Origin of the sequence: Stenotrophomonas testudinis, from assembly GCF_024499815.1 — a bacterium.
In the GTDB taxonomy this organism is placed as follows: Bacteria; Pseudomonadota; Gammaproteobacteria; order Xanthomonadales; family Xanthomonadaceae; genus Stenotrophomonas.
Map to the genome: position 1 here is coordinate 45,951 of NZ_JAMOKY010000013.1, position 19,132 is coordinate 65,082.

Here is a 19,132-nt window from a genome sequence, read left to right on the forward strand (position 1 = left end):
CCTGCGCGTTACGCGCGCCCACCAGGATGCCGTCCATGTTCCAGTCCCGTCCGTTGTCCCTTGCGATCCTCCTTGCCGTCGCACCGCTGTCGGCGTCCGCTGCCGAGCGTGCCGACCTGCTGATCCGCAACGCCACCGTGGTCGATGTCGAACACGCACGCAGCCTGCCGGGGCAGAGCGTGGTGATCCGTGGCGATGACATCGTCGCCGTCGGCCCCGATGCGCAGCTGCGCAGCCAGTGGAGCGCCAGCCGCCAGATCGACGCCAAGGGCAAGTACCTGATCCCGGGCCTGTGGGACATGCACGTGCACTTCGGCGGCGGCCCGGCCCTCATCGAAGAGAACAAGGCGCTGCTGCCGCTGTACATCGCCCATGGCATCACCACCGTGCGCGACTGCTCGGGCGACCTGCCGGAGCAGGTGCTGCAGTGGCGTGGCGAGATCGCCAACGGCACGCTGTTCGGTCCGCGCCTGCTCAGCTCCGGCGCCAAGATCGAAGGCATCAAGCCGGTCTGGAAGGGCACCATCGAAGTGGGCAGCGAGGCTGACGTCGACAAGGCGATCACCCGCCTGCAGCACGACAAGGTCGATTTCGTGAAGATCACCGACAGCACGCTGAAGCCGGAGCTGTTCCTGTATTCGGCCAGCGCCGCGCGCAAGGCTGGCTTGAAGGCGTCGGGCCATATCCCGATGGCGCTGACCGTCGAACAGGCGGTCGATGCCGGCCTGGCTTCGATCGAGCATCTCGACTACGCCTTCAAGGCCGGCAGCAAGGATGAAGCGCAGATCGCCGCCGATTTCGGTGCCGGTCGCATCGACCGCGCCGAGGCCAACCGCCGCCTGGATGCCAGCTTCGACCACGATACGGCGATGCACGCCTACCGCGACTTCGCCAAGCGCGGCGTGTTCGTGACCCCGACCCTCAATGGCGGCCGCATCCTCGATTTCCTCGACCAGGATGACCACGCCAACGATCCGTACCTGGCCTACATCGGCCCGGGCCTGCGTGCGACCTACCAGTGGCGCGTGGATCGCGCGGCCAAGGCGACCCCGGCGCAGATCGAAGCGCGCCACGCGCAGTACCATCAGGTGGCTTCGGTGCTGCCGATGCTGCAGGAAGCGGGGGTAACGATCATCGCGGGCACCGATGCCGGCTTCCTCAACTCGTACAACTTTCCGGGCATTGCGTTGCACCAGGAACTGCAGCTGTTCGTGAAGGAAGGCCTGAGCGCGCCGCAGGCGCTGTCGGCGGCCACGCGTTCGGGCCCGGCGTGGTTCGGCCAGATGGATCGCTATGGTGGCGTGGCCAGCGGCAAGGCGGCCGACCTGGTGCTGCTGACCGCCAACCCGCTGCAGGACATCGCCGCGACCGAAAAGATCGACAGCGTGATCCTGCGCGGCACCCTGTATGACCGTGCGGCGCTGGACAAGATGCTGGCCGACACCAAGGCCAAGGTGGCAGCGTGGAATGCCGAGGCGGCCAAGGCGAAGTGATCGGCTGCGGGGTCAGCGCCCTTTCCGATGGAAAGGGCGCTGACCCTCCAGCCCAGGGTCGGTTGCTTTTCCACAGGGAGGGGCTCTGACCCTTCCAGCGGTTCAGCGCACCGCCGGCCGCATCCCATGCAGCTGCGGCAGTGCTTCCTTCATCGCATCGATGAACGCGCGCAGCCGCAGCGGCTGCTGGCGCGCGGCGGGGAACACCAGGTGCACCGGTAGCGGTGGCGCCTGCCACTGTGGCAACAGCTGCACCAGGCGGCCTTCGGCGAGATCGTCGGCCACCAGCCACGCCGAGACCACCGCCGCGCCCAGACCGGCCACAGCGGCACGCTGAACCACGAACAGGTTGTCGGTGAGCAGGCGCGGGGCGATCGACAGCGTGTGCGCGCGCCCGTGCGCATCGTGCAGCAGCAGGCGCTCGCGGTAGTAGGTGGCCAGTGCGATCCACGGCAGTGCCTGCGCCTGCTCGGGCGTTCGCACCTTTGCCGGGTCAGCCAGGCTGGGCGAGGCCACCACGATGCGCGGCACCTCGGCCAGCGGCAGGGCGACCATGCGCGGCTCGTCCACCGGGCCCACGCGCACGGCGCAGTCGATGCCCTCGGCAACGAAATCCGGGCGATGGTCTTCGAGGATCCATTCCAGGCTCAGATGCGGGTGCCATGCCAGGAAATCCAGCATGGTCGGCAGCAGCTGCGCCTGGCCGAACGCGTGCGGCACCATCACCCGCAGGCGTCCGCGCAGCACCTGCGCCTCGCCATGCAGTTCGGCCTGCAGTGACTCCCACTCGTCGATGACCCGCTGCGCGTGGCGCTGGCAGCGCTGGCCGTCCTCGGTCAGCTGCAGGCCGTGGGTGGAGCGCTGCAGCAGGCGCAGGCCCAGCTGTCGCTCCAGCGCCTGCAGCCGCCGGCTGACCGTGGGCTGGGTAGTGCCCAGCTGGGTGGCGGCGGCGGAAAGGCTGCCGGCATCGACGATGCGCAGGAAGGTACGCAGCAGGTCGAGGCGGTCCGCGCCAGCGGGCAGGTCGGTCATGCGTTGGGCGTATGAAGGATATGTGCCTGATCCTACTACAGACGTGTAGCGAATATCGTCAGGCTATGCACCATTCCTCCCCGGAGTTCATCCATGTCCGCCCCCTCTGTTTCCGTTAGCGCCACGCCCATGGCCGCCCCCTCGGCCCAGCTGGTCCTGGCGATGGCGGCCGGCGCCGGCTTTTCGGTGGCCTCGCTGTACTACAGCCAGCCGATGCTGGGCCTGATCGCGCAGGACCTCGGCGCCAGCGAGCGTGGCGTCGGCCTGGTGCCGACCCTGACCCAGCTGGGCTACGCGCTGGGCATCCTGCTGCTGGCCCCGCTGGGTGACCGTTTCGACCGTCGCCACCTGATCCTGCTGAAGTCGGTCCTGTTGTCGCTGGCCCTGGCGGGCGCGGCGCTGGCTGGCCAGCTGCCGGGCCTGCTGATGGCCAGCCTGCTGGTGGGCCTGATGGCCACCCTCGCGCAGGACATCGTGCCCGCGGCCGCGGTACTGGCCCCGGACGCACACCGCGGGCAGATCGTTGGCCGGGTGATGACCGGCCTGTTGCTGGGCGTCCTGCTCTCGCGCGTGGTCAGCGGCGTGGTCGCCGAAGCCTGGGGCTGGCGCACGCAGTTCGTGCTGGCGGCGGTTTCGGTGGCGGCGATGGGCGCGCTGATGGCCAAGGCGCTGCCGCGCTTCGCTCCGACCAGCACGCTGCGCTATCCGGCGTTGCTGGCCTCGCTGCTGCAGTTGTGGCGTGAGCAGCCGCAGCTGCGCCGCGCGGTCGCCAGCCAGTCGCTGCTGGCGGTGGGCTTCAGCGCGTTCTGGTCGACCCTGGCACTGATGCTGCACACCAAGCTCGGGTTGGGCAGTGCCGCCGCGGGTGCGTTCGGCATTGCCGGTGCGGCCGGCGCGCTGGCGGCACCATTTGCGGGCCGCTACGCCGACCGTCTGGGCAGCCACACGGTGGCACGCCTGGCGATTGCGGTGGCGCTGGTGGGCTTCGGCCTGCTGCTGGCCGACAGCTGGCTGCCGGCGGCGGCGCTGCTGCCGCTGCTGGTGGTGAGTGCGCTGCTGTTCGACTTCGGTTTCCAGTCGGCGCTGGTGGCGCACCAGACGCTGGTCTACGGCCTGGTGCCGCCGGCGCGCAGCCGCCTCAACGCGCTGCTGTTCACGGGCATGTTCATCGGCATGGCGGCGGGTGGTGCGCTGGGCAGCCTCGCACTTGCCCAGTGGGGGTGGCACGGCGTGGCGTGGCTGGCAGTGGTGTGTGCGGGCAGCAGCCTGCTGGTGCGGTTGAGGTGAGTGTTGTTCTGCAGGGCTTGCAGCCCTGCACCTGCTCAATGCAAACGCAACGCCCGAAGCAACGTCAAAGGCTGGTTTCCTGAGGTTAGGCGGGTTGGGTCCGGTTGAGGGGGACGCTGCAAGTACGTCCATGTAAGCTCGGTCGCCGCATCCATGCGGCTCACGCCCCCTCAACCGGCCCCACCCCGCCTTCGACAGTTTTCCGCGATCTGTCGGAACGGCATTCTGCTCTGGTGGGTGCCGACCGTTGGGCGGCACGGATGAATTCATTCGATATCTGATGGAAAAATCGTGTCGACCAAGGTCGACACCAACCAACCGCCTGTCGCAGTAGAGCCACGCCATGCGTGGATGAATTCATTCGTTGTCTGACAGATGTGTCGACCAACGGTCGGCACCCACCAACAGCTGCACAGTCGCAGTAGAGCCACGCCATGCGTGGATGAATTCATTCGTTGTCTGACAGATGTGTCGACCAACGGTCGACACCCACCAACAGCCGCACAGTCGCAGTAGAACCACGCCATGCGTGGATGAATTCATTCGATATCTGACAGATGTGCCGACCAACAGCTGCATTTGCCAACAGCCGTCGGCCTACTGTCAGAGGAGGGGCGGTGTGGGTGGGGCAGGACCGTTGGCGCCATGGATGGCGCCATCGAGCCCCCATGGACGGGTTCACGGCGTGTCCTGACCACCCACACCGCCCCGCCATCCCACGGAATGCAGGCTTTTGACGTTGACGGTGACGTTGACGTTGCTTCTGCAGGTGCAGGGCTGCAAGCCCTGCAGAAAACCCCACCCTTAGTCGTGACCGCTGTCATCCAGGCTGATGATCCCGCGTCGCAGCGCCTGCGTCACGGCATGGGTACGGTCACCCACGCCCAGCTTGTCCATCAGGCTCTTCATGTGTGCCTTCACCGTCTGCTCGGAAATCTGCATCCGCTCACCGATGCGTTTGTTCGACAGGCCACCAGCAACGTGCCGCAGCACTTCCGTCTCGCGCGGCGACAGCCGGTCTTCCACCACGTGGGCGGCGATGCTCGCGGCCACCGCCGGTGGGATCGCGGCGCGGCGGCCGCCGGCCACCGTGCGGATCGTGTCCACCAGTTCGTGGCGCAGCATGTCCTTCAGCAGGTAGGCGCTGGCGCCGGCCTGCAGCGCACGTACCGCACGCACGTCGCCACGGTAGGTGGTCAGCACGATGATGCGCGCGCGTGGATCCAGCGCACGGATCCGCGCGATCGCTTCCACGCCATCCAGGCGCGGCATCTGCAGGTCCATCAGCACCACGTCCGGCTGCAGTTCCTGGTAGCGCGCGATGGCTTCTTCGCCATCGGCGGCTTCACCCAGCAGGCGCAGGTCCTGTTGCGCGCCGAGCAGGGCGGCCAGGCCGTCGCGCAGCAGGGGATGGTCGTCGACCACCAGCACGCCGATCGGGGTAGAAGACTCAGTCATGGTGCTTTGCACTCCAGGGCCAGCGCCAACGTGGCGGCCGGCGGTGATACAGGCGCCGTGCGGGAACCGCCAGCGCGACTTCGGTGCCCAGCCCCGGGCGGGTCCACAGCTGCAGTTCCGCGCCCAGCCGCTGTGTGCGTTCGCGCATGCCCTGCAGGCCCCAGTGGCCATGGCCGGCATCGTCGTCGGCAATGCCGACGCCGTCGTCGCGCACATGCAGCAGGAAGCATCGGCTGCCGTAGGACAGCTCCACTTCGATGGCGCTGGCCTGGGCGTGGCGCAGGGCATTGCGGATCGCTTCGCGGCCGATCAGGAACACTTCCTCCACGGCATCGGGCCGCAGTGGCGGTGGCGTGCCTTCGACGGTCAGGCGCAGCGGGTTGGTCCCCTGGCCGGCGTACTCGGCATGCACGTCGGCCAGGGCGGTGGCCAGGTCGCGGCCGGCGAAGGGACCATCGCGCAGCGCATTGACCCGCTCGCGGCCCTCGGCGAGGTTGCGTTCGGCCAGCTGCATCGCCGATTCCAGCTGGGTGCGCACGTTGTCCGGCGTCTGCGCCGACTGGCTGATCGCATGCAGGCGCAGGATCAGTCCCTGGCTGCCCTGCAGCAGGGTGTCGTGCAGATCGCGGGCAATGCGCTCGCGCTCGCCATGGCGTTCCTGCAGGCGCGCGCGGAACAGTGCGGCCAGCTGGCCACTGCGGATGCGCACGGCCACCATCAGCGCCACCAGCACCAGCGCCGCGCACAGCAGCTTGAACCAGATCGTCTGCACGAAGGTGGAGGCGATGCTGAAGCTGCGGCTGGCCGGCGCCGTGCTCCAGATGCCGTCCTCGTTGGCCGCTTCCACCTCGAAGCGGTACGTGCCCGGGGCGAGGTTGGTGTAGTAGGCGCGCGTGCTGCTGCCGGCATCCTGCCAGCCCTCGTCCACGCCGGACAGCCGATAGCGGTAACGGTTGCGTTCCGGCCGGGCCAGTGACAGCGCCACGTAGTCGATCTGCAGCTGGGTGGTGCCGGCCGGCAGGCGCAGCCCTTCCTGCAGCGGTGCCTGGGTGGCGCCGTACAGCACATCACCGATGCGCACGCCCGGTGCCTGGGTGTTGGTGTGCGCAGCGTTGGTGTCCAGCCACGCCAGACCCTGGTTGGTGGCCAGCCACAGCAGGCCGTCGGCGGCCAGTGCGGCGGTGGGAATAGGGCCGCTCTGCAGGGCGATGCCGGGCATGCCGTCGACGGCATCGAACAGGCGCGGTGCCACCGGTTGATGGGTGAGCACGGCGGTACGCAGGGCAGTGCGGTCCAGCCGCACCAGCCCGCGGCTGCCATTGAGCCAGAGCCGCCCGTGTGCGTCGGCGACCATGCCGGTGATGCCTTCCAGCACGCCCGCCATGTCGGTGCGCACCTCGCTGAAGTGGCCGTCGCCGATGCGCGCGGCCAGCCCGGCTTCGCCGGCCACCAGCAGCATGTCCTGGTCCTGCAGCAGGGCCGTCACCGGTCCGACGGCCAGCCCCTGGCGGGTATCGAAGGTCGCCACGCCGCGGTCATCCATGCGTCGCAGCCGACCATCGGCATAGCCCAGCAGCACGGCGCCATCGCTGGCCATCGCCATCGACGAACAGGCCTGTTCGGGCAGCCGCGGCTGGCGGTACCACCGCGCGTGCTGGTAGCGCAGAACGCCGCGCTCGCCGACACACATCCAGGCGTCATCGTCGTTGTGGAACAGCAGCGCCTGCAGGGACTGACCGGCGTACGGGGCCGGCAGTGGAATGCGTGTGGCGTGGCCGCCGACGGTGCGGACCAGATTGATCCAGTCGAACTGCCACAACGGTGTCGGCGCCTGGCGTGCGGCATCCTGCAGCTGTGCGGCGTTTTCGCCCACCAATCTGCGGCGCAGGTCGTAGGGTCTCAGGTCCTCGCCATAGCCATATACGCGACCGTCGCTGGCGCGTACCAGCGAACGATAGGGATCGGTCGGGCCGGCCGCCAGGGTCTGCACGCTGCGCGCGCGGAAGCGGTTGAGGCCGAGGTTGGTGCCGACCCAGAGATTCCCCTCGCGATCCAGCAGGACCGGCACCGCCGAGGTCGCGGTCAGTCCCTGCGGCGTATCGAAGCGCTCCAGGCGCGTGGCCTGGTCGCCCTCGAAGGTGACCCTTGCCACGCCGCCATGCGGGCTCATCGTGGCCCACAGCGCGCCATCGGCGGCGAACTGCAGGCGCGCGGCGACCAGCTCGGGCAGGCGCCGTGCCTCGCGCTCGGCCGCAGGCAGCAGGCCGTGCGCGTTGGCCAGCGGCGAGGTGCCGCGAATGCGGTCGGCCAGCCAGATTTCGCCGCGCGGACTTTCGGCCAACGAGGCCATCTGCGAGACGGCGATGCCGGTGTCGTCGAAAGTGCTGGCACCGGCGGGCCGTCGCCAGATCTTCAGGTCGGCCAGCACCCAGAACGTGCCTTGGCGATCATGCAGCAGCCACTGCACGCGCCGCTCCGGCACGCCGTTGCCGGTGGGCAACGCGCGCCACTGCTGCCCATCGAACCAGCGCAGGCCACCGTTGATGGCCGCCCACAGGCGACCGTCGCGATCACGGCTGAAGTGTGGCACCACGCCGATCGGCACACCCTCTGCGCGGCCGAAGCTGCGCAGGTGGCTGGCGGAGAAATGGCTGATGCCCGCCTGGAAATAGCCGATCCACACGCTTTCATCCGCATCGAGCGCCAGGGTGACCATGTTGGTCGAGGGAAACGTGCTGCCGGGCGGCGCGGCCTGGCGTTCGAAACGGCGGCCGTCAAAGCGGTACAGGCCCGAGCCCGTCGCCAGCCACAGCATGCCCTGCGCGTCCTGGGCGATGTCCCAGATGTCGCCGGGCGCGCCCTGTCCGACCCGCCACGCGGTGTGCTGGTAGCCGGGCATGCCATCGGCCACGACCGGCCGCTGCTCGGCGAAGGCGGGCAGGGCGATCAGCAGCAGGCACGACAGCAGCGCCGGCAGGCGACGCAGCAAGGGAAAGGGGCGGCCACGCATGGGCAGCATTCTGGCAGGTGCGGGGCAGCCGAGGGTGACCCGAACGGGGTAGGCGCGGTGGCGGCGGGATCGGCTATCACGCCGGCAATGGAGTGGTGGAGGCCGAGGATGCAGCGTCTGTTCGTGATGTTTCCCGATCGTGGGCCCGGCTTGGGCCTGCTCTGGCTGCGGCTGTGCCTGGCCGCTGCCCTGTGTGCGCCGGGCCTGCATTCAGGCGTCCTGGTGGTGCTATGCGCTCTTGGCGTCGCGCTGCTGGTACTGGGGTGGCTGACCCCGTTGTCGGCGATGCTGGCCTGCGCGGGATTGTGGCTGCAGGGCGCGGCCGTGCCGCTGCTGGCGCTGCCGCTGGCGTTGCTGCTGCTCGGTCCGGGCGCGTACTCGCTGGATGCACGGCAGTTCGGACGACGCCTGCTGGCACGTCGACCTCCCCCGAACGGGTGAGCGGTGGCCTCGACGGACGGGGGTAGGGCATCGGCACCTGGCGGCCCACCATGGGGAACCCCGTCGCGGTGCTCTGTCATGGCCGAAGCTTCACCGCCCGTCGCCCCAGCCACCGCGTTGGCGCCACACCAGGCTGCCGCACTGCAGCGCGCATTGCACTATATCGATGCGCATCTGTCGCAGCCGCTGCGGGTGACGGAGCTGGCCCAGGTGGCCTGCGTGAGCCGTTTCCATCTGGTGCGGCTGTTCCGCACCGGCACCGGTGCCAGCCCGCTGCGCTACCTGCGCCGTCGCCGCATCGAACGCGCGCGGCAACTGCTGCCGGCCGGCGACCAGCCGATGTCCCGCCTGGCCCAGCACCTGGGCTTCTTCGACCAGAGCCATTTCGTCCGCAGTTTCCGTGCCGAGACCGGCTGCAGCCCGGGCCAGTACCTGGCCGGTGATGCCGCCCTGCGCCTCCCGTCTTCCCTTCCTTCAACTGCTGTCCCGCCCACTACTGGAACTTACCCATGACCACTGCTACCGCCACGCCTGCCAAGGGCCTGCTTTCCCCGACCGACCACGCCCTGGTGCTGATCGACTTCCAGTCGCAGATGGCATTTGCCACCCACACCATCGACATCTCCGCGCTGCGCAACAACGTCTCGCTGATCAGCAAGGGTGCCAAGGGCTTCAACGTGCCGGTGATACTGACCACCGTTGCCGAGAAGTCGTTCTCTGGCCCGATGTTCCCGGAACTGCCGGAGATCTTCGCCGGCCAGACCGTGTTCGACCGCACCTCGATGAACACTTGGGAAGACCAGCCGGTGATCGATGAGATCAACCGCATCGGCAAGCAGCGCCTGGTGCTGGCAGGCCTGTGGACGAGCGTGTGCATCGTCGGCCCGACCCTGTCGGCGCTGGAACAGGGCTTCGAGGTCTATGTGATCACCGATGCCTGCGGCGATGTCAGCGATGAGGCGCACGAACGTGCGGTCACCCGCATGGTGCAGGCCGGTGCGCGCCCGATCACCAGCGTGCAGTACCTGCTGGAACTGCAGCGCGACTGGGCCCGTGGCGAGACCTACGGCCTGACCACCGGCATCGCCCGCGACCACGCTGGCGGCTACGGCATCGGCATCCAGTACGCCAAGACCATGTTCGGCGCGCAGGAAGGCGGCCACTGAGCATGGGCAACGGGCATGGCCTCGACCTGGCCCTGCTGATCCTGCGCGTGGCAGCGGGAGGTTTCCTGCTGCCACACGCGCTGGGCAAGCTGTTTGGCTGGTTCGGCGGCCCGGGCCTGGCCGGCTTTGCCGGTGAACTGCGCGGCTTCGGCCTGCCGGCGGCGGCGCCGCTGCCGCTGCTGCTGGCCCTGTTGCAGGTGGCCTCCGGGCTGGCCGTGCTGCTGGGCTGGCAGACCCGCATTGCCGCACTTGCCGCGGCCGCGTTCATTGCCTTCACCGCGCTGCTGGCCCTGCCCAAGGGTTGGTTCTGGATGCGCGGTGGCACCGAATACCCGCTGATGTGGACGCTGGCCCTGCTGGCGATCGCCCTGGCCGGGCCAGGCGCCTGGGCGCTGGATGGCCTGGCCCTGCCTGGAGACATCGCATGAGTTCCTCCCCTCTCGACCACGGCCGACGCAACGTCGTGCTGGCCAGCGGCGCCGCGATGGCGCTGGGGCTGGCCGGCGGTGCCGCCGCGGCCATCGAAACCCTTCCGAAGGAGCGTCGCATGAGCACGCTGGTCATCAGAAACGCCCGCGTCACCACCCTTGATCCGCAGCAGCCACACGCGCAGGCACTGGCCGTGCAGAACGGCCGCATCGCCGCGGTCGGCAGCGACGAGCAGATCATGCGCGAATGGGGCAACGAGGCCATCATCATCGACGCACAGGGCCGCCGCATCGTGCCCGGCCTCAACGACAGCCACACCCACCTGATCCGTGGTGGCCTGAACTACAACCTGGAACTGCGCTGGGATGGCCTGCGCTCGCTGGCCGATGCGATGGCCATGCTGAAGGCGCAGGTCGACCGTACCCCGGCACCGCAGTGGGTGCGCGTGGTCGGTGGCTTCACCGCAACGCAGTTCACCGAAAAGCGCCTGCCCACCCTGCAGGAGCTCAACGACATCGCGCCGGACACACCGGTGTTCCTGCTGCACCTGTACGACCGGGCGCTGCTGAACCGCGCCGCGCTGCGGGCCTGTGGCTACACCAAGGAAACGCCGGATCCGCCCGGCGGGCAGATCGTGCGCGACTCGCTGGGCAACCCGACCGGCCTGCTGCTGGCCAAGCCCAACGCGCTGATCCTGTACGCGACGCTGGCCAAGGGCCCGCGCCTGCCGATCGAGTACCAGGCCAATTCCACGCGTCACTTCATGCGTGAGTTGAACCGCTTGGGCATCACTTCGGTGATCGATGCCGGTGGCGGCTTCCAGAACTACCCGGAGGACTACCAGGTCATCGAGCAGCTACACCGCGACGAGCAGCTGACCGTGCGCATCGCCTACAACCTGTTCACCCAGAACAAGGGCAACGAGGTCAACGATTTCCGTGGCTGGAGCGAGATCCTGCAGCCGCGCCAGGGCGACGACCTGCTGCGCCACAACGGCGCCGGCGAAATGCTGGTGTTCTCCGCCGCCGACTTCGAGCTGTTCAACGAGCCGCGGCCGGAACTGCCGCCGGAGCTGGAGCCTGAGCTGCACGACGTGGTGAAGCTGCTGGTGGAAAAGCGTTGGCCGTTCCGCATCCACGCCACCTACGACGAGAGCATCACCCGCATCCTGGATGTGTACGAGCAGGTGAACCGCGAGGTGCCGTTCGATGGCTTGCACTGGTTCATCGACCACGCCGAAACCATCACCCCGCGCAACATCGAGCGCATCCGTGCACTCGGCGGCGGCATCGCCGTGCAGCACCGGATGGCCTACCAGGGTGAAGCCTTCGTCGAGCGCTATGGCGTGCAGGCCGCGCGGCATACGCCGCCGGTCAAGCGCATGCTGGCCGAGGGCGTGCCGGTCGGCGCCGGTACCGATGCCACCCGCGTGGCCAGCTACAACCCGTGGGTGGCGCTGTCGTGGCTGGTGACCGGGCGCACCGTTGGTGGCCTGGCCCTGTATGGCGACGAGAACCTGCTGGAACGCGAACAGGCACTGCGCCTGTGGACCCAGGGCAGTGCGTGGTTCTCCGGCGATGAAGCGGTGAAGGGCACGCTGAAGCAGGGCCAGCTGGCCGACTTCATCGTGCTGTCGTCCGATTTCTTCGGCGTTGATGATGCGCAGATCGCCGACATCACCAGCCTGCTGACCGTGGTCGGTGGCCGCATCGTGCACGCCGATGGCGACTATGCCGGCCTGGCACCGCAGCTGCCGCCGGCGATGCCGGACTGGTCGCCGGTGAACACGTTCGGTGGTTACCACGTTGGCGGCACCGCCACCGGCCTGGCTGCTGCGCACCATCACCACCACGGTGTGGCCTGCGGCACCCACGGCGCCCACGGCCATGCCGCGCAGCACGCGGCACCGACCGACGATCTGACCGCGTTCTGGGGCGCGATGGGCTGTGCCTGCTTCGCGTTCTGAGCGGGATCCCGGGTAGAGCCGGCCAGCGGCCGGCACTACCGGAGGGGCGGCGGCGCTTTGGGGCGCCGTCGTTTTAAATCACTTGCGTGCGAACGCCAGCAGGTCGGCGTTGAACTGGTCGGCGTGGGTGATGGTCAGGCCGTGCGGGGCACCGGCGTAGACCTTCAGTTCGGCGTCCTTGATGATCTGCGAGGACAGCTTGGCCGACGCATCGAACGGCACGATCTGGTCGTCATCGCCATGCACGACCAGGGCTGGCACGTCGATCTTCTTCAGGTCTTCGGTGTAGTCCACTTCCGAGAACTCGTGCACGCAGTCGTACTGGCCCTTGACGCCGCCCAGCATGCCCTGCAGCCAGAACGAATCGCGCATGCCCTGGGTGACGCTGTTGCCATCACGGTTGGCGCCGAAGAACGGTGCGGTCAGGTCCTTGAAGAACTGCGAGCGATCACCGCCGGTGCCCTTGCGGATTCCATCGAACACTTCCAGCGGGGTGCCGGCCGGGTTGGCCTCGGTCTTCAGCATCAGCGGCGGCACGGCGCCGACCAGCACCACCTTGGCCACGCGCTTGCTGCCATGGCGGCCGATGTAGTGGGCCACTTCGCCACCACCGGTGGAGTGGCCGACCAGGATCGCGTCCTTCAGGTCGAGGGCATCGAGCACCGCGGCCAGGTCGTCGGCGTAGGTGTCCATGTTGTTGCCGTCCCAGGTCTGGCTGGAGCGGCCGTGGCTGCGGCGGTCATGGGCGATGACGCGGTAGCCGTTCTGGCCCATGAACAGCATCTGCGGATCCCACGCGTCGGACGACAGCGGCCAGCCATGGGCGAACACGATCGGCTGGCCGGTGCCCCAATCCTTGTAGAAGATGCGGGCGCCATCTTTGACGGTTACGAAGTTGCTCATTGCGGGTTCCTTTGGCGGTAGGGGAAAGACAACCGGCGGTGACGCTGCCGGCGTACCGGCAGTACAGCGCAGGATCCCCCCCGTGGCTTGCACGCCTGTGTCCGATGGATGGCAGGCCGTCGCAGGTGGGGGCGACGCGTCTGGCTCTGGCGGCGTGCGGTCGACGCTGGCCACGATGCCCGCTCTGCCAGGGAGGACGCCGCATGAAGAGGATGCTGTCGGGGGCGATCATGGGTTTGCTGCTGGCCGGTACCGCGCTGGCCCAGACCCATGTCTACAAGTGCGTGGACGGGCCGCACCCGGTCTACCAGCAGACGCCGTGCCAGGGCCGGGCGGAATGGCGCTGGGACGTGCCGGCCGAGGCGGTGCAGGCACGAGGCAAGGGTGAGTCGAAGCCCGTGCGCCCAGCGCAGGCGGGCAGGGCGGCAGGCACTGTCCGGCGTGGCCGCCGTGGTAGCGCCAAGGGCGCACTGATCACCCTCGCGCGTGATCCAGCCGGTTGCGAGCAGGTGCGCCGCGAGCAGGCGCGGAAGATGGCGCGTGCGCGTCGGCTGGACTACCAGCAGCGGCGGCAGCTGGATGACGCCCTGCGCCTGGCCTGCCAATCCCCCTGAAACAGCGACGGCACCCGAAGGTGCCGTCGCGTGTAGTGCAGTGCCAGGACCTCAGTTGCCGTCGCTGGCCGCCGCCGGCGCACCGGAAGCTTCCGCCTTCGGCAGGCTGAGCTCCGGATTGCCCTGTTCGGCCTGCAGGATCTGGATGCGGCGCTGCAGGGCGTCCAGCTGGTTGTTGGTGCTCTGCACATCGGTGCTCAGGCTGACCGCCTGCTGCTGCGCCTGCTGCAGGGACGCGCTGACCTGGGCCGACTGTGCCTGCTGCTGCTCCATTTCCTGCTGCAGGGTGCGCAGGCGCTCTTCGTTGTACGACACCAGGCGCTCGGTGTAGCGCTTGCCTGCTTCCAGGCGGGTGGTGTCGATGTAGACCTGGGCCAGCTGCTCGGTCTGCTGCACGAAGGTGCGGTAGACGCGCTCGGCGTTGTCGACGGCATCGGTCTTGATGACGCGCCAGAAGTTCTTTTCCTGGAACAGCGCCACGTAGTAGGTCAGGGTGCTGGCGTTGAACAGCAGGCTGGCGCCGTAGTTGCCGTTGTAGGTGGTACGCAGCTCGGTGAGCTGGTTGCCATCCATCAACTGCTTGAGTTCGTCCACCGTATTGCGCACCACCGGCCCGCTGCGGACCGGTTCGGCCGCCGCTTCGCGATCGCCGCGTGCTGCCAGTGCCGACGGTGCCACCAGGATCATGGCCATGGCCAGCAGTGCCGCGCCGCGCGGATACCGGGCGAAGACGGTGCCCCCTGAAGTTTCTCGCATGTCTAGACCATCCACGAATGAAGTGTGGTTGAAATGAATGTGGTTCCCCGCCGCGAGTCTAGCATGGGTGCAGCAGACGCCAACCGCACTGGACGGCACTCAATACACCAGCTGGGCGGCATTGCACTGGATCGACTGCATGCTGACGTCGGTCCGGCCCAGTTCCAGGCCCAGCAGATTGGCCAGCAGGTCGGTCAGCAGTTTGCCGACGCTCTTGAGCACTGGCTTGAGGATCTCCAGGATCGGCGTGAGCACCGTGCACAGCAGGCCCGAGCAGCTGACGTTGTTACCGGGGGCGGTGATGCCGCCACCGGCACTGGGGTCATTGAACCCGCCGGGCTTGGTCTGGATGTAGGACGCCAGGTTGTCACGCACGCAGTTGTTGTAGTTGAGCAGGTTGCCCAGCAGGCTGTCGCAGCGCCGCACCAGCAGCTGCCCGGTGAGACCGCCGATCAGTCCGTCCAGGGCACCCAGGCCCTGGCCGGTGACGGTGACCCGGTACGCCGCCCAGACCGAGCCCGGCTCGTAGCAGGTGCCCAGCAGGAGCAGGCCGCAGGCGTAAGGCACGCCGTTCGGCGCGGCCCACTCTCCCAGTCCCTTCAGTTCAATGGAAGGGTTTCCGTTGATCAGCAGCGGAATGACATTGTCGACGTTGTAGCGGGCACCGGGGGCGTGCGCGGCGGTCAGGTAGCGGTCGGCCAGGGCAGTGGCGGCCTGCTTGGGATCGCCTGCCGGCCCGCTCAGCATGCCGGACAGTACGCGTAGCAGCTCATTGACCAGCCCTGACACCGTATCACCCAGCGCCAGCGGGTTGATGCGGGTGGAGCCGGTCTGTCCCGCAGCCAGGGTCAGGCTCTGGCTGTCGGTCAACGCGGGCAGGGTAATCTTGTTGTTGATCAGCGGCTGGCCGAGCAGGGTCAGCAGCTGGGCGTTCTGCAGCGTTGCGTCGCAGACGTTGTTCTTCGAAAACACATCGGCGGTATTGACGTTGCCGACGCACGCCCGCAGCACCGACGAATCCACTTTGACCGTGGCAGTGGGCGGTGTGGCGCCGCACTGGATCGAGGTCAGCGTGCCCATCGCATTGGTGACATCGATGTGCAGCGGCAGGTGCAGGCGCGTACCCAGCAGCGAAAGCAGTGCGCCGATGGCGGGCACGCGGTTGCTGTCGACGTCCACCATCAACCGTACCTGCGCGTTGTAGGCGCGCGCACCGATGCCGCCGATGGCGATGGACGGCGGCTCGATCACGCCGGCCTTGGCTTCGATGCCGAGCAGGTTGAGGCCGCGGACCTGCAGGCCATTGTTGTCATTGGCGATGGAAATGCCGGTATTGAGCAGGTCCAGCACGTTGATCTTCGATTCCAGCGCGCTGCCGATGGTTCCATCCGGAGCGATCACTTCGGCGAACAGGCCGCCACCGCCTGTCTGGCTGCCAAGGGTGATGTTGGCCTGGTTGATGTCCAGGCCGGTCGACACCAGGCTGCCCAGCGCACGCAGCTGCGCGGCGGCTACGCTGTCCCGCCCGAGCACGACGGCGGTGGCATCGACCAGCTGCGCCAGCGAGATCCTGTTGACCGACAGCAGCCGGTTGAAATCGGCCACACTCAGGTTGGCCTCCACCGGGATACCCAGCGCCTTCAGCAGGCCCGACGGGGTCACGCTGGCCTGGGCCAGGCCGTCGTAGGACAGCACGGTGGCGTTGCTTACATCCAGGCCGACCAGGCGCAGGGTGGACATCAGCGGCGAGTTGCCATTGGTGCGCAGCAGCTGCGAGCCCACGCTGAACGCCGCGGACGGCGCGGTGCGCTTGGCCACGGCTTGGGCGCTGACCGTCGGCAGCTGCGCATTGATGCCTAAGAACGGCAGCACGCTGCGATGCGCCACGACCTTCACCGCATTGCGCGGATTATCCGCGCTGACGGCGGCGAGGAAGTGATCGGCACTGGCGTGGTTGGCGTTCCAGTTGCCGCAGCTCACCTCCAGCTGGCCGCCAAATCCATTTTCCTGCAGTGCGTTGTGGCGGGCGGCAGCATTGTCGCTGTTGCCCGACGTACACAGGTCCAGGCGCTGCGCGCCGGCCAGCGCGGCCAGGTCGGCCACCTTCTGCGCATCGCGCTTGGCCCAGAGCAGGTAGCCCACTTCCACCAGGCCGAGCATCGTCACCAGCGAGACCAGCACCAGCATCATGGTGACCGACATGCCACCGCGTTGGTGGAAGGCAAGGGTGCGCGGCGCACGGCTCATCGTCGCATCCTCAGCGGCCGGAGCCGGACGCGCCGGAAGCGGGCGTGACGTCGGTTTCGAAGAACTCCGGAATCTCGTGCTCGAAGCTCTTCAGGTAGCGCGCGTAGCTGGCCGTGGCCTGGTCGCCGAGGATCGGCAGGCGGGCGCCGGCCTGGGTGCCCGAGGCCTGCAGCTGGAACAGGTGGCGCACGGTCGCGCCGTTGCCGGTCGGCACCGGCGCGACCGTGCTCTGGGCGGCCGGCGGTGCGGCCTGCGTGCTGACGGCGGAGGCGGTCGTCGCCACCGCAGGTGCGGTGAGATCCACGGTGGGCAGCTGCTGGGCCGGTGCCGACGGCGGCGCGTGCACGGGGGCCGGCACTGCGGGCAGGGGGCCGCCCATCATCTGGCCGGTGAGTGGCGGTTGCGGAGACTGTGCGGCGCTGGCCGACGCCCACAGCAGGCATGTGGCGGCCAGGGCCATGCGGGGGTGGAACAGGAAAATGGAAGCGGTCATGGCGTGTTCCCGGTGGGGTGGTCGGCACTGCCGAAGCGTTCAAGCATGGACGGCGGCAGGCGCGGGACGAGGCGGTCGTCGCGCTCGGCGCGTTGGGTTTCGGCGGCAATGCGGCCGGGCACGGCCACGCGGGTGGGCATGGCGGTGCGCGCCGCTGCGACCGGGGCGGTGGCCGGCGTGCTGCGTGCGGCGTCACGCTGCTGCCAGCGTGCGCGGATCTGCTGGGCCTGCTCGCTGATGCTGCGCTGTACGTCCGGGCTGAGTTGGGCCTGCGCCGCCAGCCGCTCGGCCGTTGCCGCATCACCGCGCAGCACGGCCCACAGTGCCAGGTTGGCGGTGGCCTTGGCATTGCCCGGCTGCAGCTCCAGCGCCTTGGCCAGCGGTTCGCGTGCCTGCTCCAGCTGGCCGGCACGCAGGCGCGCATAGCCCAGGTCGCCGAGGTAGTCGGTGTTCAACGGCTGCAGGCGGGTAGCGCGCGCCAGCGCCAGTTCGCTGGCGGCATCATCGTTTCGGCGCGCTGCGATCAGGCCCAGGCCGTGCGCGGCAGCGGCGGCCTGGGCGCCGGAATCGAGACTGCGATAGATATCGGCGGCCGCGTCGACCTGGCCGGTCTCGCGCAGGGCGTCGGCCTGCAGCAGGCGCAACGCGGGCGCATCGCCGAAGCGCTGCCGGTAGGCGTCGACGTGGGCCAGCGAAGCAAACCACGCGCCCTGCTGCTGCATGCGCGCGATCAGCTCCAGATAGGTGTTGCGGCTGTCCTGCGGCGCCGGTGTCGGCTCGGCCAGACTCGGCCCCTTGCGATAGGCCGGGGCGGTGGAGGCGCAGCCGGACAGCGCGGCCAGGGCGCACAGCAGGTAGGCGGGGCGAAGCGCAGGCATGAGGTTCATCCCATCTTGGTCAAGGTATTGGCCAGCGCCACCAGCGCAGGGCCGGCAAGCACCAGCATCAGCGCCGGCAGCAGGGTCAGCATCATCACCACGGTCATCTTCACCGAGAGCTTTCCGACCTTTTCCTTCAGCGCATTGCGGCGCTGTTCGCGCAGGCGCACGCTGAACTGCCGCAGCGGTTCCTGCACCGCGCCGCCATGCGCATGCACCTGCAGGATGAGCTGCACCAGGCTGGACAGGTCGTCATCGCCGTAGACCTCGCTGAGGCGACGCAGCGACTGAGCGCGCGTGCGGCCGAGCGAGTAGGCGGCATTTGCTTCCTGGATCTCGCGACCCAGCACGGGCAGCGCATCACGCAGCTTGTCACCCAGCGTCTGCAGGCTCTGGTCCATGCTGAAACCCACGCCCTGCAGCAGGCGCAGCAGGTCGATCAGCAGCGGCAGTTCGTTGGACACCGCGCGGCGCCGGCGCTTCACCCAGCTGGACAGTGCGAACTTCGGCAACAGCAGTCCCGCCGCCAGCGCAGCGATGACCACCATCAGGCGTGACACGCCGGTGGCATCACTCATTGCCAGTGCGGCCACCAGCACCAGTACAGCCAGCATCAGCCGCAGGGCGAGGTAGATGGCGGTGCCACGTCGCGTGTTCCAGCCGGCGAGGTCGAGCAGCAGCCGGTCTTCGTTGGCCAACAGCGCCGCTTCCAGGCGGCCACCGGCGAATAGCTGGCCGAGCTGCTGCAGCCATCCAAAGGAGTCGCGCGCAGGCGCGGGCTCCGGCGGTGCGGCATCACGCGGGCGCAGTGCGGTCTGCAGGGTCGCGGAGGTGCGCGCTTCACGGCTGCCACGTACCCACCCGCCGAGGCCGAGCAATGCCACGCCAGCGGCCAGCACCAGCAGGGCCAGCATCCACCAGGTGGCGGCGCTCATCGCAGGTCTCCCGGGCACAGATGC

At 68.6% G+C, this 19,132-nt stretch carries 17 protein-coding genes; 8 read left to right on the forward strand and 9 right to left on the reverse strand.

What is annotated here, in order from left to right:
• Positions 1-35: 35 nt before the first annotated feature.
• Entirely contained in the window at positions 36-1,493 is a 1,458-nt protein-coding gene (locus tag NQ204_RS09905) for an amidohydrolase family protein (protein ID WP_256643763.1), read from the forward strand.
• Between the two features lie 102 nt (positions 1,494-1,595).
• Here the strand turns inward: NQ204_RS09905 and NQ204_RS09910 are convergent, their stop codons facing one another.
• Positions 1,596-2,525 (reverse strand): LysR family transcriptional regulator, encoded by a 930-nt coding sequence (locus tag NQ204_RS09910; protein WP_256643764.1) that lies wholly within the window; start codon positions 2,523-2,525, stop codon positions 1,596-1,598.
• Positions 2,526-2,618: 93 nt separating this feature from the next.
• Between NQ204_RS09910 and NQ204_RS09915 the strand changes: the two genes are divergently transcribed.
• Positions 2,619-3,812 carry an MFS transporter gene (locus tag NQ204_RS09915; RefSeq protein WP_256643765.1) on the forward strand — a complete coding sequence of 398 codons (1,194 nt, stop codon included), beginning with the start codon at positions 2,619-2,621 and terminating at the stop codon, positions 3,810-3,812.
• A gap of 804 nt (positions 3,813-4,616) precedes the next feature.
• On the opposite strand, the gene NQ204_RS09920 is transcribed toward NQ204_RS09915, so the two are convergent.
• Both NQ204_RS09920 and NQ204_RS09925 read right to left on the reverse strand, forming a co-directional pair.
• The gene (locus tag NQ204_RS09920; protein ID WP_256643766.1) at positions 4,617-5,270 is read right to left on the reverse strand and encodes a response regulator; all 654 of its coding nucleotides are present in this window, start codon (positions 5,268-5,270) and stop codon (positions 4,617-4,619) included.
• Positions 5,263-8,289, reverse strand: a complete 3,027-nt coding sequence (locus NQ204_RS09925) for a sensor histidine kinase (protein WP_256643767.1) — start codon at positions 8,287-8,289, stop codon at positions 5,263-5,265. The genes NQ204_RS09920 and NQ204_RS09925 overlap by 8 nt, the downstream gene beginning before the upstream one ends.
• 99 nt (positions 8,290-8,388) lie before the next feature.
• Here NQ204_RS09925 and NQ204_RS09930 point away from each other — a divergent pair, with 99 nt between their 5' ends.
• The 5 genes from NQ204_RS09930 (at position 8,389) to NQ204_RS09950 (ending at position 12,282) form a co-directional block, all read left to right on the forward strand.
• Positions 8,389-8,721, forward strand: coding sequence for a hypothetical protein (locus NQ204_RS09930; RefSeq protein ID WP_256643768.1), 333 nt, complete (start codon positions 8,389-8,391; stop codon positions 8,719-8,721).
• A 78-nt stretch (positions 8,722-8,799) separates the two neighbouring features.
• On the forward strand, positions 8,800-9,234 hold the full coding sequence (locus tag NQ204_RS09935; RefSeq protein ID WP_256643769.1) for a helix-turn-helix domain-containing protein: 435 nt from the start codon (positions 8,800-8,802) through the stop codon (positions 9,232-9,234).
• Positions 9,231-9,887, forward strand: coding sequence for a hydrolase (locus tag NQ204_RS09940; RefSeq protein ID WP_256643770.1), 657 nt, complete (start codon positions 9,231-9,233; stop codon positions 9,885-9,887). Before NQ204_RS09935 ends, NQ204_RS09940 begins: the two co-directional genes overlap by 4 nt.
• A 2-nt stretch (positions 9,888-9,889) precedes the next feature.
• Entirely contained in the window at positions 9,890-10,315 is a 426-nt protein-coding gene (locus NQ204_RS09945; RefSeq protein ID WP_256643771.1) for a DoxX family protein, read from the forward strand.
• Positions 10,316-10,434: 119 nt separating this feature from the next.
• Positions 10,435-12,282 (forward strand): amidohydrolase, encoded by a 1,848-nt coding sequence (locus NQ204_RS09950; RefSeq protein ID WP_256643783.1) that lies wholly within the window; start codon positions 10,435-10,437, stop codon positions 12,280-12,282.
• Positions 12,283-12,360: 78 nt separating this feature from the next.
• Here NQ204_RS09950 and NQ204_RS09955 read toward each other — a convergent pair whose 3' ends face one another.
• The gene (locus NQ204_RS09955) at positions 12,361-13,185 is read right to left on the reverse strand and encodes an alpha/beta fold hydrolase (protein WP_116865001.1); all 825 of its coding nucleotides are present in this window, start codon (positions 13,183-13,185) and stop codon (positions 12,361-12,363) included.
• A gap of 203 nt (positions 13,186-13,388) precedes the next feature.
• Between NQ204_RS09955 and NQ204_RS09960 the strand changes: the two genes are divergently transcribed.
• Positions 13,389-13,799, forward strand: coding sequence for a hypothetical protein (locus NQ204_RS09960; RefSeq protein WP_256643772.1), 411 nt, complete (start codon positions 13,389-13,391; stop codon positions 13,797-13,799).
• 51 nt (positions 13,800-13,850) lie between these two features.
• Here NQ204_RS09960 and NQ204_RS09965 read toward each other — a convergent pair whose 3' ends face one another.
• From NQ204_RS09965 to NQ204_RS09985, 5 genes are all read right to left on the reverse strand, one after another.
• The gene (locus NQ204_RS09965) at positions 13,851-14,555 is read right to left on the reverse strand and encodes a DUF2968 domain-containing protein (protein ID WP_116864999.1); all 705 of its coding nucleotides are present in this window, start codon (positions 14,553-14,555) and stop codon (positions 13,851-13,853) included.
• Between the two features lie 99 nt (positions 14,556-14,654).
• The gene (locus NQ204_RS09970) at positions 14,655-16,802 is read right to left on the reverse strand and encodes a TadG family pilus assembly protein (RefSeq protein ID WP_256643773.1); all 2,148 of its coding nucleotides are present in this window, start codon (positions 16,800-16,802) and stop codon (positions 14,655-14,657) included.
• A gap of 10 nt (positions 16,803-16,812) precedes the next feature.
• Entirely contained in the window at positions 16,813-17,295 is a 483-nt protein-coding gene (locus NQ204_RS09975) for a DUF3613 domain-containing protein (RefSeq protein ID WP_256643775.1), read from the reverse strand.
• Entirely contained in the window at positions 17,292-18,173 is an 882-nt protein-coding gene (locus NQ204_RS09980) for a tetratricopeptide repeat protein (RefSeq protein ID WP_256643776.1), read from the reverse strand. The genes NQ204_RS09975 and NQ204_RS09980 overlap by 4 nt, the downstream gene beginning before the upstream one ends.
• Before the next feature lie 5 nt (positions 18,174-18,178).
• Positions 18,179-19,108 (reverse strand): type II secretion system F family protein, encoded by a 930-nt coding sequence (locus tag NQ204_RS09985; protein WP_116865301.1) that lies wholly within the window; start codon positions 19,106-19,108, stop codon positions 18,179-18,181.
• Positions 19,109-19,132: the final 24 nt, after the last annotated feature.